This window comes from Klebsiella sp. K47, from assembly GCF_051858335.1.
Classification (GTDB): domain Bacteria; phylum Pseudomonadota; class Gammaproteobacteria; order Enterobacterales; family Enterobacteriaceae; genus Klebsiella; species Klebsiella pneumoniae.
Genome location: NZ_JBPYUI010000008.1, coordinates 150108 through 168110 on the forward strand (window position 1 = coordinate 150108; position 18003 = coordinate 168110).

Genomic DNA, 18003 nt, shown 5'->3' on the forward strand with positions numbered 1-18003 from the left:
ATCAGGTCCTCTCCGTTTTGCTCAACCACATTTCATCCATGCCGCCGCCGCGGATCTGCATGGGGTACACATGCTCACTGCCGTCGACGGTCACATCGACAAACACCAGCCGACGCTGGCGCACCTGCTCCAGAGCTTCAGCAAGCTTCGTCTCCAGCTCCTGCGGCTCGCTGATGCGGATCCCGACGTGGCCATAGGCTTCCGCCAGACGGACAAAGTCCGGTAGCGATTCCATATAGGACTGCGAGTGACGCCCGGAATAGAGCATATCCTGCCACTGCTTCACCATCCCGAGATAGCGGTTGTTGAGGTTAAGCACCAGGACCGGCAGCTCATACTGCAGCGCAGTGGAGAGTTCCTGAATGTTCATCTGGATACTGCCGTCACCGGTCACGCAGACAACCATTTCGTCCGGCAGAGCCATTTTGACCCCCAGCGCAGCCGGTAGGCCAAAGCCCATGGTGCCGAGACCACCGGAGTTAATCCAGCGCCGCGGTTTATCGAAGGGGTAATACAGGGCGGCGAACATCTGATGCTGACCCACATCGGAAGTGACGTAGGCATCGCCCTGGGTCAGCCGCCAGATAGTTTCAATTACCGCCTGCGGTTTGATTTTATCGCTCTGGTCGTCGTAGCGCAGACAATGACGGGCACGCCACTGCTCGATCTGTTGCCACCAGTCGCGAATGTCGTCCAGCGGCTGCTGCGCTTCCTCCTGCTCCAGCAGCTCCAGCATCTGCTCCAGCACCAGCCGGGCATCGCCGACGATCGGCACATCTGCCGGCACGGTTTTCGAGATTGAAGTCGGATCGATATCAATATGCAGTACCGTCGCGTTCGGACAATACTTGGCCAGGTTATTGGTGGTCCGGTCGTCAAAGCGAACGCCGACGGCAAAAATCACGTCCGAGTGGTGCATAGTCATGTTGGCTTCATAGGTGCCGTGCATCCCCAGCATCCCCAGCGCCTGCGAGTGTGTCGCCGGGAAAGCGCCAAGTCCCATCAAGGATGAGGCCACCGGCAGCTTCAGTTTTTCCACCAGCTCGCGCAGCTGAGGTTCGCAATGCGCATTGATCGCCCCGCCGCCGACGTAGACGACCGGCTTACTTGCGGCCACCAGAGTCTGTAGCGCGCGTTTAATCTGCCCTTTATGGCCACTGGTGGTTGGGTTATACGAGCGCATGCTCACTGCGTCCGGCCAGACGTAAGGCAGCTTCTTCGCCGGATTGAGAATATCCTTCGGCAGATCGACCACTACCGGACCGGGGCGACCGCTGGCCGCCAGCCAGAAGGCTTTCTTCAGCACGCCGGGAATATCTTCGGTCTGCTTCACCAGGAAACTGTGCTTCACCACCGGACGGGAAATCCCCACCATGTCGCACTCCTGGAAGGCATCGTAGCCGATAAGCGAGGTGGCTACCTGCCCCGAGAGGATCACCAACGGAATAGAGTCCATATAGGCTGTCGCAATGCCAGTGATGGCGTTCGTCGCCCCAGGCCCAGAGGTCACCAGCACCACGCCGACCTCCCCGGTCGCCCGCGCCAGGCCATCCGCCATATGCACCGCCGCCTGCTCGTGACGAACCAGCACATGATCGATACCGCCAAGGGTATGTAACGCATCATAGATATCGAGGACTGCGCCTCCGGGATAGCCGAATACTTGCTTGACGCCCTGATCGACAAGCGATTGGACGACCATCTCGGCTCCTGACAACATCTCCATGGTTTGCCTCCAGGCTTATTGTTTTACGACAGCGGAACTCAATTTCCGCGCGCTCGCACGATGCGAAGGAGTGGTCCTCCGCATTGAGGTGAATGTACTGCATGCCACTACCATAACTGCTCGCTAGCAGGCAGGCAATTCGCCGCAGCTGAGGCCTTATTTCTTGAATAAGAAGAAAAGAAAGCGGTGAGGGGAAAATATGGTGAATTGCTTCAGAGATAAGAAAAGAGAATGGTAAATACTCGGCGAAAAAGGGTGATAACAGGAATAGATCCATTTTTCACGAACACAACGAACTCCTCGCGCAAGGTAAACAGAATAAAATTCTGCTTTATTTGATTTATGTCATATAAAAAAAGGAGCCGAAGCTCCTTTGCTATCTATCGTCGTCGGGTCAGCGCTTGCAAATGTCCACCAGCAGCTCTTCCATCCACTGGTGGCCTTTATCACGACCAGCGGCTTCGTGCCAGGAGAGATAGCAGGTCCGACTGTTGACCTTCAACGGCAAAGGTAATATTTGCAGGGCAAGCTTGTCAGCAAATTCATCTGCCAGCCAGCGCGGGGCAATGGCCACCATCTGGGTTTGCGATACTACGTTTAATACGCTGACCATCGCATTACCCTGATAGGCGATACGCGCTTGTTTATCGGCCGTGTCATACCACGGCAAACTAAATGAGGCATACCGGTCGAGAGCAACGGCGGCATGCTCCTCGCGATAAATATCCGCCTCCATCATCGGCCCGGAAATACGCGGATGGTTGCGACTGGCGACCAGGACCATTTCGTCTTTAAATAACGGAACGCAGGCAAACTCAGGGCGACGGAACTCTTCATAACCGATTACGAATTCTGTTTCCTGATAACGTAGCTGATGTTCCGTATTTTGATTAAGCGCAGACTTAAAGACTAAATGAATATTGGGGGCTATCTCTGCAACTTTATTAAAAATAACCGACGTCAGGATGTTATCCAGCGGGCTGCAGACGCACAGATGGAACACGCGCTCACTGCTCAGCGGTTCAAAACCGGAGCCTGGCAATTCGTTTTGGACCAGCTGCAGCGCCTGGCGTACCGAGCCAAACAGCTGATAGGCGCGCGCCGTCGGCTGAATACCTCGGCCATAGCGCACAAAAAGCTCGTCATTAAACATCACTTTCAGTCGTGAAACCGCATTGCTCACCGCGGGCTGTGACATGCCGAGCGTATGGGCGGCACGAGTAATATTCTGCTCTTGCATAACCGCATCAAAAACGGTAAGCAGATTGAGATCAACCATCCGTAGTTGAGGTTTAACGACTTCCTGTCCGGGGGCTGATTTATATTCTGGAGTTTCAATTAACATATCTAATTCCGCCGTCACGATGAATTCCCTTCACTAAACCGCTATAATTAGCGCCGAAAATATCATTTACCATGCAAATGACATTTACAAAATAGCAAAAGAAATTTTTAGGAATATATCAAGGCTATGAGTGGCAGTGAAGAAACGGTCCTGATCAAAAAATTGAGCCGCTCAAACCATACTGATTACTTAATGACGACAAGTGTAACCATAATCCATAAAAATAAAAACAGCACCACGAGTTAACTGTAACTTAAGCAATAATAAAGTATTTTATTTTTCCCTCCATAAAATTAACAAATCCTTATCATTGAAAAATAATCCGCTAGCGTTCGAATACATTCACAGGAAAAATAAATTTAATATTTTCATCCAGATACCGTTTTTTGTCCCTTCATTGGCGACACCTCTTCGACGATGCCTTGAATGCAAAGCACTTTTTCAAATGAAACAAATGGGGATAAACCGCCTTCGGTCCAAAATAGGATCTTCGGCAAAATGGGGCTTACATCAGCACATTTTGCTAATTCATTTAGTCAGCCCAAAACGCTTTTTCCATGCCAGGGGTTGACTTTAAAACAGCTATCCAGTAACTCTAAAAGCATAACGATTTCATCTGGAGTTTGACGCAATGATTCGCACCGCTCGTATCACCAGCCTACTACTACTAAACGCATGCCATTTGCGCGGTAGGCTGTTGGGCGACGTTCAGCGTTAAGTCATCTTCCAGCAAGACTATAAAACCCGCGCCTTGGCGCGGGTTTTTTTATGCTCGTCAACAAGGCGCCAGGACACAGACTAAGGATCCAAACCATGAGCCAGCAAGTCATTATTTTCGATACGACCTTACGTGATGGCGAACAAGCGTTACAGGCAAGCCTGAGTGTCAAAGAGAAGCTGCAGATCGCACTGGCCCTTGAGCGAATGGGGGTCGACGTAATGGAAGTCGGTTTCCCGGTATCCTCGCCGGGCGATTTTGAATCGGTGCAAACCATCGCGCGCACCATTAAAAACAGCCGCGTGTGCGCCCTGGCGCGCTGCGTTGAGAAAGATATCGACGTGGCGGCGGAATCGTTAAAAGTGGCCGAGGCTTTCCGTATTCATACCTTTATTGCCACCTCGCCGATGCATATCGCCACCAAACTGCGCAGTACGCTGGATGAGGTTATTGAGCGCGCGATCTATATGGTGAAGCGGGCACGCAACTACACTGACGACGTTGAGTTCTCCTGTGAAGATGCCGGCCGTACGCCGATTGCCGATCTGGCTCGCGTCGTGGAAGCGGCGATCAACGCCGGCGCCACCACCATTAATATCCCGGATACCGTCGGCTATACCATGCCGTTCGAATATGCCAACATCATCAGCGGCCTGTATGATCGCGTGCCGAATATCGACAAAGCAATTATTTCCGTCCACACCCATGATGATCTGGGCATCGCTGTCGGTAACGCCCTCGCCGCGGTCCACGCCGGTGCGCGCCAGGTAGAAGGTGCGATGAACGGTATCGGCGAACGCGCCGGCAACTGCGCGCTGGAAGAAGTGATCATGGCGATCAAAGTGCGCAAAGACATCATGAACGTGCACACCAACATTAATCATCATGAAATCTGGCGCACCAGCCAGACCGTCAGCCAGATCTGCAATATGCCGATCCCGGCGAATAAGGCCATCGTCGGCACCGGCGCCTTCGCCCACTCCTCCGGCATTCACCAGGACGGCGTGCTGAAGAACCGCGAAAACTACGAGATCATGACCCCGGAATCTATCGGCCTGAACCAGGTGCAACTGAACCTGACTTCCCGCTCCGGCCGCGCGGCGGTGAAACACCGGATGGAAGAGATGGGCTACCAGGAGAGCGATTACAACCTGGATCATCTGTACGACGCATTCCTGAAGCTGGCGGACAAAAAAGGCCAGGTCTTCGATTACGATCTGGAAGCGCTGGCCTTTATCAACAAGCAGCAGGAAGAGCCAGAGCATTTCCGCCTGGATTACTTCAACGTCCAATCCGGATCCAGCGATATCGCCACCGCCTCGATCAAACTGGTCTGCGGGGATGAGATCAAAACCGAAGCCGCCAACGGCAACGGTCCGGTCGATGCTATCTACCAGGCGATTAATCGCGTCACCGACTACAACATTGAATTAGTGAAGTATGGCTTAAGCGCGAAAGGCCACGGCAAAGACGCCCTGGGCCAGGTGGATATCGTCGTTGACTACAATGGCCGCCGCTTCCATGGCGTTGGTCTGGCAACGGATATCGTAGAGTCGTCAGCCAAAGCGATGGTTCACGTGCTGAACAACATCTGGCGCGCCGCCGAAGTCGAAAAAGAATTGCAACGCAAAGCTCAGAATAAAGAGAACAATAAGGAAACCGTGTAATGTCGAAGAATTACCATATTGCCGTTTTGCCGGGTGATGGCATTGGCCCGGAAGTGATGAACCAGGCGATGAAAGTACTGGAAGCCGTGCGCCAACGTTTTGCCATGCACATTACCACCAGCCAGTATGACGTTGGCGGGGCGGCCATCGACCGTCAGGGAACTCCCCTGCCGCAGGCGACCGTCGCCGGATGCGAGCAGGCGGATGCGATCCTGTTCGGCTCCGTTGGCGGTCCGAAATGGGAGCACCTGCCGCCGGCGGAACAACCAGAGCGTGGCGCGCTGCTGCCGCTGCGTAAACACTTTAAACTGTTCAGCAACCTGCGCCCGGCCAAACTGTATCAGGGGCTGGAAGAGTTCTGCCCGCTGCGCGCCGACATCGCTGCTAACGGCTTCGACATTCTCTGCGTACGCGAACTGACCGGCGGCATCTACTTCGGCCAGCCGAAAGGCCGCGAAGGCAGCGGTCAGCATGAGAAAGCCTTTGATACCGAGGTGTATCACCGCTTTGAGATCGAGCGTATCGCGCGCATCGCTTTTGAATCCGCCCGCAAGCGTCGTCACAAAGTGACTTCCATCGATAAGGCCAACGTTCTGCAGTCCTCCATCCTGTGGCGCGAAATCGTCAGCGAGATCGGCAAGGAGTATCCGGACGTTGAGCTGGCGCATATGTATATCGATAACGCCACCATGCAGCTGATTAAAGATCCGTCCCAGTTCGACGTGCTGCTGTGCTCCAACCTGTTTGGCGACATCCTCTCCGACGAGTGCGCGATGATCACCGGCTCGATGGGTATGCTGCCGTCCGCCAGCCTCAATGAACAAGGTTTTGGCCTGTACGAGCCGGCGGGCGGTTCCGCACCGGATATCGCCGGCAAAAATATCGCCAACCCGATCGCGCAGATCCTCTCCCTGGCTCTGCTGCTGCGCTACAGCCTCGACGCTGACGAAGCGGCGACCGCCATTGAAAACGCGATCAACCGCGCCTTAGAAGAAGGGGTTCGAACCGGCGACTTAGCGCGCGGCACGGCGGCGGTCAGCACTGATGAAATGGGCGATATTATTGCCCGCTATGTCGCAGAAGGGGTGTAATCATGGCGAAGACGTTATACGAAAAATTATTTGATGCGCACGTAGTGTATGAGGCGCAGAACGAAACCCCGCTGCTGTATATCGACCGCCATCTGGTGCACGAAGTCACCTCTCCGCAGGCGTTTGACGGCCTGCGCGCCCATGGCCGCCAGGTGCGCCAGCCGGGTAAAACCTTCGCTACCATGGATCATAACGTCTCGACGCAGACCAAAGACATTAACGCGTCCGGTGAGATGGCCCGCATTCAGATGCAGGAGCTGATTAAGAACTGTAAAGAGTTCGGCGTTGAACTGTACGACCTGAACCACCCGTATCAGGGCATCGTCCACGTCATGGGCCCGGAACAAGGGGTTACCCTGCCGGGGATGACGATCGTGTGCGGTGACTCCCATACCGCCACCCACGGCGCGTTCGGTGCGCTGGCGTTCGGTATCGGCACCTCCGAAGTGGAGCATGTGCTGGCGACCCAGACCCTGAAACAGGGCCGCGCGAAGACCATGAAAATCGAAGTCCAGGGCAAAGCGGCGCCGGGCATTACCGCCAAAGATATCGTGCTGGCCATCATTGGTAAAACCGGTAGCGCCGGCGGCACCGGCCATGTGGTTGAGTTCTGCGGCGAAGCGATCCGCGATCTGAGCATGGAAGGGCGTATGACCCTGTGCAACATGGCGATCGAGATGGGCGCCAAAGCGGGCCTGGTCGCGCCGGACGAAACCACCTTCAATTACGTACGCGGCCGTCTGCATGCGCCGAAAGGCAAAGATTTTGACGATGCCGTAGCGTACTGGAAAACCCTGAAAACCGACGACGGCGCGACGTTTGATACCGTGGTGACGCTGCAGGCGGCGGAAATTGCCCCGCAGGTGACCTGGGGCACCAACCCGGGCCAGGTGATCTCGGTGACGGATAACATCCCCGATCCAGCGTCGTTCAGCGATCCGGTGGAACGCGCCAGCGCCGAAAAAGCGCTGGCCTATATGGGGCTGAAATCCGGGATCCCGCTGACGGAAGTCGCTATCGATAAAGTGTTTATCGGCTCCTGCACCAACTCGCGCATCGAAGATTTACGCGCCGCGGCGGAAATCGCTAAAGGGCGTAAAGTGGCGCCGGGCGTCCAGGCGCTGGTGGTGCCGGGTTCTGGTCCGGTGAAAGCGCAGGCGGAAGCGGAAGGTCTGGATAAGATCTTTATCGAAGCCGGCTTTGAGTGGCGCTTACCTGGTTGCTCTATGTGTCTGGCAATGAATAATGACCGCCTGAATCCGGGCGAACGCTGTGCCTCAACCAGCAACCGTAACTTTGAAGGCCGTCAGGGCCGCGGCGGACGCACGCACCTGGTGAGCCCGGCAATGGCCGCGGCGGCAGCCGTTACCGGCCATTTCGCCGATATCCGTAATCTGAAGTAAGGAGACCATCATGGCAGAGAAATTTACCCAACATACCGGCCTGGTGGTTCCGCTGGATGCTGCAAACGTCGATACCGACGCGATCATCCCTAAGCAATTTTTGCAGAAGGTCACCCGCACCGGCTTTGGCGCGCACCTGTTTAACGACTGGCGCTTTCTCGACGATAAAGGTCAACAGCCGAACCCGGAGTTCGTGCTGAATTTTCCTGAGTACCAGGGGGCATCGATACTGCTGGCGCGGGAAAACTTCGGCTGCGGCTCCTCGCGCGAGCACGCGCCGTGGGCGCTGACCGATTACGGCTTTAAGGTCGTTATCGCCCCGAGCTTTGCCGATATCTTTTACGGCAACAGCTTCAATAACCAGCTGCTGCCGGTGACCCTGAGCGACGAGCAGGTCGACGAGCTGTTCAAGCTGGTGCAGGCCAACCCGGGCATTACGTTTGAAGTGGATCTGGAAGCGCAAGTGGTTAAAGCCGGGGATAAAACCTACAGCTTTAAGATCGACGATTTCCGCCGCCACTGCATGCTCAACGGCCTGGATAGCATCGGCCTGACGCTGCAGCATGAAGCGGCGATCTCCGACTATGAACGCAAGCTGCCGGCATTTATGAATTAACCTTTGGGCCCGGTCATTTGATCGGGCTTTTTATTTTATTGCGGAGAAAATTGCGATCTCACGCACAAAAACCAATTTTAATTTGCTGATTGTCAGACCTTACCGCCACCCTGCCCTACCGCCTAAAGAAGAATTATTCCGCTTTCCTCCCCTTCTCCAGCACTGTTTATGTATTTTCCCTGCACTGCAAGTAAAAATAAGGCACGAGTGTTTAATATAAAAATATAAGAATGTGAAGAAAGCGTTAATCTCATAGAAAACCCCTATGGCTATGCACAAAAAAAAGCATTATTTTTCGATTTTTCCCCTCGTTATCTTTTGCCACAGAGAAATATTAACTAAGGACACGCCTGGGCCCCGCATATCGGCCTCCCGGCCTCCTGTGGAGAGAAGAGATGAGCCACTATCCGCACCTTTTCAGTCCGTTGACCATCAACGGTATGACGTTAAAAAACCGCATTATTATGCCCCCTATGGGCACCAATATGGCCACGCTCAATGGCGAGGTGTCGCAGGAACAGCTGGAATACTACGAACTGCGGGCCAAAGGCGGCACTGGGCTTATCACCATCGAAAATATTTGTATTGATTTCCCCTTCGCCTCCAACGGCACCACCCAACTGCGCATCGATAACGATCAATATATTCCACGGCTGTTTAAATTAACCGAGACCCTGCATAAACATGGCGCCTGCGTATCCATTCAGTTAAATCATGCCGGCGCTTCCGCTTATGCCTACCGACTGGAAGGCCAGACGCCGCTCTCCTCTTCTACAACGCCGTCGAAGAAGCACGGTAATATTCCGCGTCCGATGACCCATGAGGAAATTTATCATGCGGTAGAGAAATTTGGTGACGCCGCGGAGCGCGTTCGGCGCGCAGGTTTTGACTGCGTCGAAATTCATGCCGGTCACTCCTATTTAATTAGCCAGTTTTTATCGCCGCTGTTTAATAAGCGCACTGATGAATTTGGCGGCAGCGTCGAAAATCGCACTCGGATACTGAGTCTGATTGTCGATAAGGTTCGCGCCTGCGTGGGGCCGCGTTTTCCGGTCAGTCTGCGCATCAGCGCCGACGACTTCCTCAAGGGCGGCAATACCCTCGAAGATTCCCTGCGTATTCTTGAGCTCTGCCAGGAGAAGGTCGATATCATCAACGTCTCTGCGGCGCAGAACGACAACCTGAATCTGCAAATCGATCAGATGTCGCTGGAGGATGGCTGGAAGCGCTATCTCTCCCGCGCGGTGCGCGATAAATTCCATAAACCCACGGTCATCGCCGGCAATATTCGCACTCCACAGGTAGCCGAAGATATCCTCGCCAGCGGCGATGCCGATCTTATCGCCATTGGCCGCGGTCTGATTGCCGAGCCGGAGTGGGTGCAGAAAGTGCAAGGCGGAAAAGAGCGTCTGATGCGCAAATGTATCTCCTGCAACATCGGCTGCGCCGACCATCGCATTGCCCGCTCGCGCCCGCTGCGCTGTTCGATTAACCCGGATATTATTCACGGTGACGCCTATAAAATGCGGCGCGTGAATCGCGACACTAACGTGGTGGTCATCGGCGCCGGCACCGCCGGGATGGAAGCCGCCTGCACCGCGGCGGAAGTTGGTTGCCATACCTGGCTGCTGGAAGCGAAAAACCACGTCGGCGGCCTCGCCAGCGAAATCTCCCGCCTGCCGGAGAAAAAACGCATCGCTGATTTCCCGCAGTTTATGAAAAATCGTATCGCCTCGCTGGACAACCTGATGCTGCAGATCGGCAAGCGGGCCGACGTGGCTTCAGTTTCCGCCCTGCGTCCGCATCTGATTGTCAACGCCACCGGCTCAACGCCGCTGCTGCCGCCCATTGAAGGCTTGCGGGAAAACATTGACGTCGAGAACGGCAAGATCTTTTCCATTACCGGCATGATCGACAATCTGGCGAAATTTACCGATATCAAGGGCAAACGCATCGCCGTAGTCGGCGCCGGCGCCGTTGGCCTTGACGTTATCGAATACTTTACCGCTCGCGGCGCACAGGCGGTGCTAATCGAGATGCAGGACGCCGCCGGTCGCGATCTCGACATCATTACCAAAAATGCCATGTTGACCATGCTCGACGAGCACCAGGTCGAACAGCACATGAATACCCAACTGATGGCGGTCGCTGCCGACCATTTCCAGGTGAAAAATACACAGCAAACCTTCGATATTCCCTTCGACTACGGCTTTGTCTGTCTGGGGATGCGCGCCAACCGGACGGGTCTCGACGAGATCGAGCGCTGGGCCAATGCCAATAACGTCAAAATCATGAACATCGGCGACAGCGTGATGGCGCGACGCATTATCGATGGCGTCCGCGAAGGCCGCAACGTACTGGATGCACTGGAAGACATGGGTGCGCTGGGCAGCCGCGAAGCACAACGAATTCCCTTTCTAACTTATTGAGGATTTTTGTCATGGCAGAACGTATTACTGGACACACTGAGCTGATTGGCCTGATCGCCACCCCGATTCGTCACAGCATGTCGCCCACCATGCACAACGAGGCTTTCGCCCATCTCGGGCTGGACTACGTCTATCTCGCTTTTGAAGTCGGTAACCAGGAGCTAAAAGACGTGGTGCAGGGCTTCCGGGCGATGAAGCTGCGCGGCTTTAACGTCTCTATGCCGAACAAAACCGAGATTTGCCAGTATCTCGATAAACTGTCGCCGGCGGCACAGCTGGTCGGGGCGGTCAATACCGTGGTCAACGACGACGGCGTACTGACCGGACATATCACCGATGGCACCGGCTACATGCGCGCCCTTAGCGAAGCCGGTATCGATATCATCGGCAAGAAGATGACCGTACTCGGCGCCGGCGGCGCGGCAACGGCGCTCTGCGTCCAGGCAGCACTGAATGGCGTGAAGGCGATCTCCATCTTCAACCGCCGCGATAAATTCTTCGCCAACGCAGAAGAAACCGTGGCCAAGATCCGCCACAACACCGACTGCGAGATCCATCTGTTCGATCTCGACGATCATGACAAACTGCGCGCCGAAATTGACAGCAGCGTGATCCTGACCAATGCCACCGGGGTCGGCATGAAGCCGTTCGAAGGCCAGATGCTGCTACCTGACGACAGCTTCCTGCGTCCGGACCTGATCGTCTCCGACGTCGTCTACAACCCGCGCAAAACCCACCTGCTGGAAGTGGCCGAGAAAAAAGGCTGCCGCACGCTGAACGGCCTGGGGATGATGCTGTGGCAAGGCGCGCGCGCGTTCGAAATCTGGACGGGCAAACAGATGCCGGTTGATTACATCAAGAGCATTCTGTTCTAAGAGGCGAATGATGAAAAATAAATACATCCCTACTGCGGCAGGGCTGTATCTCAACTACCTGATCCACGGTATGGGGGTGCTGTTAATCACCCTCAACATGGCCCATCTTCAGGAACAGTGGGGAACAGACAAAGCCGGCGTATCGATCGTTATATCTTCGTTAGGTATTGGTAAGTTAGCGACCATCGTGACCGGATTTCTCTCGGATCGCTTCGGTCGCAAGCCCTTTATCTATCTTGGGATCCTGAGCTATCTGATCTTTTTCGTCGGCATCCTGCTGACCAAAAATATCTATCTGGCTTACGTGTTCGGCATTATGGCGGGCCTGGCGAACAGCTTCCTCGACTCCGGTACCTATCCGGCGCTGATGGAATCTTTCCCGCACTCTGCCAGCCGGGCCAACGTGCTGATCAAAGCCTTCGTCTCTGCAGGGCAGTTCCTGTTGCCGTTCATTATCAGCTTCCTGATATGGGCAAATCTGTGGTTCGGCTGGTCGTTCGTGATTGCGGCAGCACTCTTTGTACTGAGCGGGATTTATCTGCTTAAAATGCCGTTCCCTGACAGCCAGGCGGCGAAAAAAGAGGAAGCCCCTACGGCACAGGCGGAAACAGCCGTCCGGCCACAGGCTAATAAGCTGGATATGGTGATCTTCACCCTGTACGGTTATATCGGCATGGCGACCTTCTATCTGGTCAGCCAATGGCTGGCGCAGTACGGCCAGTTCGTCGTCGGCCTGCCCTATGCCTCGGCGATTAAACTGCTTAGCATCTATACCGTCGGCTCGCTGGTCTGCGTCTTTGTAACTGCCGCCTTCGTCAAAGAGGTGTTTAGCTCGGCCATTGCGATGATTATTTATACTGGCCTGTCGATGATTTCGCTGCTGTTGGTGTGCCTGTTCCCGACGCCGATGATGGTGACCGGCTTTGCTTTTGTCATCGGCTTTGCCGCCGCTGGCGGAGTGCTGCAGCTGGGTGCGACAATCATGGCGATGAGCTTCCCGAATGGAAAAGGCAAAGCAACCGGCATCTTCTACACCGCCGGCAGTATCGCCAGCTTCACGATCCCGTTGATCACCGCAAAGCTTTCGCAGATCAGTATTGCCAGCATTATGTGGTTTGATTTTCTGATCGCCGTTATCGGCTTTGTGATCGCCCTGTACATCGGCTATCGTCAACTGCAGGCTCGGGCGGCGCAAAAAGTGTCACGCACCGCAGTCACCGCCTGAAGTACAACGCGAAAAATAATGGATACCTACATGACAAATGCAGTAACCGTAAAGAACATCACCTTTCAGGAAGGGGAAACCCTCATTTGTGTACCGCTGATCGGTAAAACCCTGGATGAGATACTGGGTAACGCCCACGGCCTGGTCGATGCCGGCGCTGATATTATCGAATGGCGCGTTGACCACTTTACCCAGGTCAGAGAGATGGCCCAGGTGATGGCCGCGCTGGCGGAAATCCGTGGCGCGCTGAAAGCGCTTCCGCTGCTGTTTACCTTCCGCAGTAAGAAAGAAGGTGGCGAAACCGAGCTCAGCGACGAAGCCTATTTTGCGCTCAACCGCGAGGCCGCACGCAGTGGACTGGTTGATGTTATCGATATCGAACTGTTCAATGATGAAGCGCAGATCCGCGCGCTGGTTGACGATGCGCATGCCGCGGGCGTCAAGGTGATCATGAGTAATCATGATTTCCATAAGACCCCCGCTCAGGAAGATATTATCTATCGCCTGCGCCGCATGCAGGATCTGGGGGCCGATCTGCCGAAGATCGCGGTGATGCCGCAGTCGCCGCAGGACGTACTCACCTTGCTCGCCGCCACGCTGACCATGAAAGAGAAGTATGCGACGCGTCCGCTGATCACCATGTCGATGGGCAAATCCGGTGGCGTTAGCCGGGTCACCGGGCGCTTGTTCGGTTCGGCGATGACCTTCGGTACCGTTGGTCAGGCCTCCGCGCCGGGGCAGATCGCCATCGCTAAGCTGCGTGAAGTGATGGATATTCTCTCCTGATATCCGGATGGCCCGGAGGTCACATCCGGGCCATCCGTTAACAGATCTTCTGGCTGTCGTGGATAACCACATTTTTAAATGACTCCAGCGCCGGAGAGAGCCCCTTGTCTTTCATGGTCGCCAGATAGATATAGCGGGGGGGGATGGTGTTTTTAATCTTCAGGATATGGACATTGTAATAGGAGAGCGCGGTGATGCGCGGCATAATCGCGATCCCGTAGTCAATACTCACCAGCCCGGCCATCGCCGTATCCTCATCCACATAGCAGGCGATCTCCGGCACCAGCTTTTGCTGCATAAATACATTATCGATAAACGGACGTAAGCCGCTATTTTCTGAAAAATAGATATACGGATAATGAATCGTCTCCACCAGATCGACTTCATGTTCATATAGCCGGGCCAGCGGATGATCCTTTGCCGTGACCACCACCAGTTCCTGCTGGATCACCGGAATAAAATCGATATCGGGTTCATCGGCAATATAAGAGCAGATCGCCAGATCGACTTTTCCGGCCTTCAGCTCCTGCAACAGCGTCAGCGATGTCCCTTGAGTAAAAGAAAAAGTCACATTGTGACATTCAGGTGAAAGAGAATATTTATTAATTAACTGTGGAACAACATACTCCCCCATCGTGTAAATAAAGGCGATGCGAATATTCTCTTTATTCTCAGCGCCATTTTTTTGCAATATCATGCGTCCGTTCTCCAGCGAGGCCAGCGCATCTTCAACATACGGCAAAAAACGCTTGCCGTTTTGGGTAATTTTTACGTTCCGCCCCTGTCTGGCGAATAGCGCGACCCCTAACTCCTTCTCCAGCTCCGATATCGCGTGGCTTAGCGAGGGCTGGGTGATGCACAGACTGGAGGCGGCTTCGGTGTAATGCTCAGTTTCAGACAGACGTTTAAAATAATAAAGTTGCTTTAGGTTCATTATTTTTACCCGTATAATATAAGAATAAATGCACTGACGCTAATATACCATGCAAGCCACCAATAATGCGCATGAACGGGTAAATATCGGCGTTACATCAAATATTATTTGACGAAGGGCATGAATGTGCCACAAGGCATTGCCATTCATAGATACTACCTATAGCTCCTTGAGATATTTTTGCATATTAGAATATATGCAAAAATATTTTAAACTTTAAAGGAACTCGCTATGAGTATGTCAAACTCTCAGGAAGTCCTCACTTCCACATTGGGGGCGAAAAAAAGAAGCCGCGTACGGATAGTTATTCTGCTGCTACTCTCCGTCGGAACGATGATCAATTATCTCGACCGTACCATCCTGGGTATTGTAGCGCCACAGTTAAGCAAAGAAATCCATATCGATCCGGCGATGATGGGCATCATCTTCTCCGCCTTCGCCTGGACTTATGCGCTGGCGCAGATCCCCGGCGGGATGTTTTTAGACCGCTTTGGCAACAAAGTGACCTATGCCCTGTCAATTTTCTTCTGGTCGCTGTTTACCCTGCTGCAAAGTTTCACCCTCGGCCTAAAATCCCTGCTGCTTCTGCGCCTGGGACTCGGCGTCAGCGAAGCGCCCTGCTTTCCGGCCAACAGCCGCATCGTCAGCACCTGGTTCCCTCAGCATGAGCGCGCGCGGGCAACGGCAACGTATACAGTTGGTGAATATATAGGGCTGGCCGCTTTCTCGCCGCTGTTATTTTTAATTCTCGAACATCATGGCTGGAGAACGCTTTTTTTCCTCACCGGCGGATTAGGTATTTTATTTACTTTAGTGTGGTGGCGTTTTTATCATGAACCGCATGAATCGCGCACGGCTAATCAAGCGGAGCTGGAGTATATCGGCGCAAACGGCATTAACAATAAAATCCAGAACGTTCCATTTAACTGGCGTGACGCCAGACGCCTGCTGGGCTGTCGCCAGATCCTCGGCGCCAGCCTGGGTCAGTTCGCCGGCAACACCACACTGGTCTTTTTCCTGACGTGGTTTCCCAGCTACCTCGCCAACGAGCGCCATCTTCCATGGCTGCACGTCGGCTTCTTCGCCACCTGGCCCTTCCTTGCCGCCGCGATTGGCATCCTCTTCGGCGGCTGGATCTCCGACCGGTTGTTGAAGCGAACCGGCTCCGTCAACATCAGTCGAAAGTTACCAATAATTTCCGGTTTATTGCTGTCCAGCTGTATTATCGCGGCGAATTGGGTAAGCGCCAATAGCACCGTAATTATTATCATGTCGGTGGCTTTTTTTGGCCAGGGGATGGTCGGTCTGGGCTGGACCTTAATTTCGGATATTGCCCCGGAAAATATGGCAGGCCTCACCGGCGGCATATTTAATTTCTGTGCCAATATGGCCTCGATTATCGCACCACTGATAATTGGTGTGATTATTTCCGCCACGGGTAATTTCTTTTACGCGCTGATCTACGTCGGCCTGACGGCGCTGATTGGGGTGATTGCCTACATTTTTATCATCGGCGACATTAAGCGTATCGAACTCAAGTAGGCCTGGTCGCCCCGGCGATGCCGGGGCGAGTAGTCAGATATCCTTCACCTTGCTGGTCAAAAACAGCGTCACCAGCGAAATGGCCGCGATCGTCCAGTAGACGCTGGCGTGACCATAGCTCTGGGACAGCGCCCCCTGCATCACGCCGGCAAGGATCACGCCGGTGGAAATACTGTTGGTGAACAGGGTGGTCGCCGCTCCCGCCCGTCCCGGCATTAAATCCTGGAACCACAGCATGCCTATCCCGGCGATAATGCCGATAAAGATGGCATTGAACAGCTGCAGAGCCAGCAGCGCCGTGCGACCATGAAACAGGATCAGTCCGGCATAAAACAGCACGCCGGCGGCCACCGCCGCCACCATCATTTTACGTTTGCCAAAGCGCTTTACGTAGTAGCCGGCGAGGATCATCGCCGGTATCTCCAGCCCGGCGGCAGTGCCCATCAGGATCCCGGCCAGGCTGTCGGGAAGCCCGAGATCGCTGCTGATCCACAGCGGCATATCAATGATGTACATGGTGTTGCAGGTCCACATCAGGGTGGAGGCGATAAACAGCATACGCACGTTCTTGTCCTGCCAGCCGCCGGCCTGCGCTAGCGCCGCCGCCTCCTCCGAGGGCTGTTCCACACGCGGAACCGAAGGCAGTTTGATGGCAATCAGAGCGAGGCTAATGACAAAAATGCCCGCCGCAATGGAGAACATGGTGGTGAAGCCATAGTTGAGCGCCAGCATAAAGGCCAGCGGCGGGCCAATCACCCAAGCCAGCGACAGCTGGGCGCGCATGACCGAGCTGAACATCACCACTTCCCGCGCCGAGCTGTCGGCGTACTCCCGCGCCAGCGCGAAGAGCTGCGGCATGGCCGCGTTGGCAATGGATGCCAGCATCACGCCGCAGGTGATCAGCGTCAGATAGTGGCGGTTGAAGGCAAACAGCAGCGCATTACCAACCGCCATCAGACAGCAGAACATAATCAACCGCCGCCGGTCGCCGCGGCTATCGGAGCGCTTGGCCAGCCACAGGCTAACCAGGATCCCGGCGATGGCGTTTACGGTATAGAACAGGCCCACCCAGAACGGTTGCGCCTCCACTTCGCGGCTGAGAAACAAACTCAACGTCGGCGCCTGCAACGCGCCCGCCACGCCCATCATAAAAGCAACCAGCATAAAGGCGGCATAGACGCCGTTAAGCCGTCGTCCCATCGTCATCAACCACAGCATGGAATGTCCTTAACACACGCGAAGAAAACGAAAAAAGCCAGCAGAGGCTTTCTGCTGGCGGGTGATTCTATACTCTATGGATTTCATGCTGCAGGACAAAACGGTTAACCATTTTGCGCCGCGCTCGCGCTGGCCCTGAAAAGGTGAGTCCCGTAGAGGCGAATCACGCAGCCCGAACATACGGCCCAGGAAGCATCGACAGCGCACCTGCAGTTTGAAAAACGACGAGTATAACACCAATACTCAGTCACACATGATGTCTGCAAGTCAATGATCAGAGGTCGTTGACGTCACTCCCCACTGCATCAGTTCCCCCAGAATTTCCTGCTGTCGTCCTGCCATCAGGCGGGCCAGCCAGGACGCTTCCTGCGTCGCAGAAAAGTAGCGTTGGTAGAACGATTTTGCGGTAGACCTCATCATATTCACCT

15 protein-coding genes are annotated in these 18003 nt (G+C 54.5%); 10 read left to right on the forward strand and 5 right to left on the reverse strand.

Features of this window, described 5'->3' with window-relative positions; all coding sequences use genetic code 11:
- Window position 1: 1 nt before the first annotated feature.
- Both ilvI and leuO read right to left on the reverse strand, forming a co-directional pair.
- On the reverse strand, window positions 2-1726 hold the full coding sequence (gene ilvI / locus RRF55_RS10250; RefSeq protein ID WP_002888534.1) for an acetolactate synthase 3 large subunit: 1725 nt from the start codon (window positions 1724-1726) through the stop codon (window positions 2-4).
- Between the two features lie 394 nt (window positions 1727-2120).
- A complete protein-coding gene (gene leuO / locus RRF55_RS10255) occupies window positions 2121-3089 on the reverse strand; it encodes a transcriptional regulator LeuO (RefSeq protein ID WP_004192013.1) in 969 nt (322 codons plus the stop codon).
- A 613-nt stretch (window positions 3090-3702) separates the two neighbouring features.
- On the opposite strand from leuO, the gene leuL reads away from it, so the two are divergent.
- The 9 genes from leuL (at window position 3703) to aroD (ending at window position 13881) form a co-directional block, all read left to right on the forward strand.
- Entirely contained in the window at window positions 3703-3789 is an 87-nt protein-coding gene (gene leuL / locus RRF55_RS10260) for a leu operon leader peptide (protein WP_004222662.1), read from the forward strand.
- Window positions 3790-3884: 95 nt separating this feature from the next.
- Window positions 3885-5456, forward strand: a complete 1572-nt coding sequence (leuA, locus tag RRF55_RS10265) for a 2-isopropylmalate synthase (protein WP_004178594.1) — start codon at window positions 3885-3887, stop codon at window positions 5454-5456.
- Complete coding sequence (gene leuB / locus RRF55_RS10270; protein ID WP_002888487.1) at window positions 5456-6547, forward strand: 3-isopropylmalate dehydrogenase; 1092 nt, start codon at window positions 5456-5458, stop codon at window positions 6545-6547. The genes leuA and leuB overlap by 1 nt, the downstream gene beginning before the upstream one ends.
- Window positions 6548-6549: 2 nt before the next feature.
- Window positions 6550-7950, forward strand: a complete 1401-nt coding sequence (gene leuC, locus RRF55_RS10275) for a 3-isopropylmalate dehydratase large subunit (protein WP_004177417.1) — start codon at window positions 6550-6552, stop codon at window positions 7948-7950.
- Between the two features lie 10 nt (window positions 7951-7960).
- Window positions 7961-8566, forward strand: a complete 606-nt coding sequence (gene leuD, locus RRF55_RS10280) for a 3-isopropylmalate dehydratase small subunit (RefSeq protein ID WP_002888481.1) — start codon at window positions 7961-7963, stop codon at window positions 8564-8566.
- 395 nt (window positions 8567-8961) lie between these two features.
- The gene (locus tag RRF55_RS10285) at window positions 8962-10995 is read left to right on the forward strand and encodes an oxidoreductase (RefSeq protein ID WP_004147052.1); all 2034 of its coding nucleotides are present in this window, start codon (window positions 8962-8964) and stop codon (window positions 10993-10995) included.
- An 11-nt stretch (window positions 10996-11006) separates the two neighbouring features.
- Window positions 11007-11870 (forward strand): shikimate dehydrogenase, encoded by an 864-nt coding sequence (locus tag RRF55_RS10290; protein WP_032424068.1) that lies wholly within the window; start codon window positions 11007-11009, stop codon window positions 11868-11870.
- Between the two features lie 10 nt (window positions 11871-11880).
- Window positions 11881-13095 (forward strand): MFS transporter, encoded by a 1215-nt coding sequence (locus RRF55_RS10295; RefSeq protein WP_002888458.1) that lies wholly within the window; start codon window positions 11881-11883, stop codon window positions 13093-13095.
- Window positions 13096-13125: 30 nt separating this feature from the next.
- Window positions 13126-13881, forward strand: a complete 756-nt coding sequence (aroD, locus tag RRF55_RS10300) for a type I 3-dehydroquinate dehydratase (protein WP_032419403.1) — start codon at window positions 13126-13128, stop codon at window positions 13879-13881.
- A gap of 37 nt (window positions 13882-13918) precedes the next feature.
- Here aroD and RRF55_RS10305 read toward each other — a convergent pair whose 3' ends face one another.
- Window positions 13919-14815, reverse strand: a complete 897-nt coding sequence (locus RRF55_RS10305) for a LysR family transcriptional regulator (protein ID WP_002888455.1) — start codon at window positions 14813-14815, stop codon at window positions 13919-13921.
- Window positions 14816-15046: 231 nt separating this feature from the next.
- Here RRF55_RS10305 and RRF55_RS10310 point away from each other — a divergent pair, with 231 nt between their 5' ends.
- Complete coding sequence (locus RRF55_RS10310) at window positions 15047-16357, forward strand: MFS transporter (protein WP_032433838.1); 1311 nt, start codon at window positions 15047-15049, stop codon at window positions 16355-16357.
- Between the two features lie 33 nt (window positions 16358-16390).
- Here the strand turns inward: RRF55_RS10310 and RRF55_RS10315 are convergent, their stop codons facing one another.
- Both RRF55_RS10315 and sgrT read right to left on the reverse strand, forming a co-directional pair.
- Window positions 16391-17575, reverse strand: a complete 1185-nt coding sequence (locus RRF55_RS10315) for a sugar efflux transporter (protein WP_032433837.1) — start codon at window positions 17573-17575, stop codon at window positions 16391-16393.
- Between the two features lie 267 nt (window positions 17576-17842).
- Window positions 17843-17995 carry a glucose uptake inhibitor SgrT gene (gene sgrT, locus RRF55_RS10320; protein WP_002888448.1) on the reverse strand — a complete coding sequence of 51 codons (153 nt, stop codon included), beginning with the start codon at window positions 17993-17995 and terminating at the stop codon, window positions 17843-17845.
- Window positions 17996-18003: the final 8 nt, after the last annotated feature.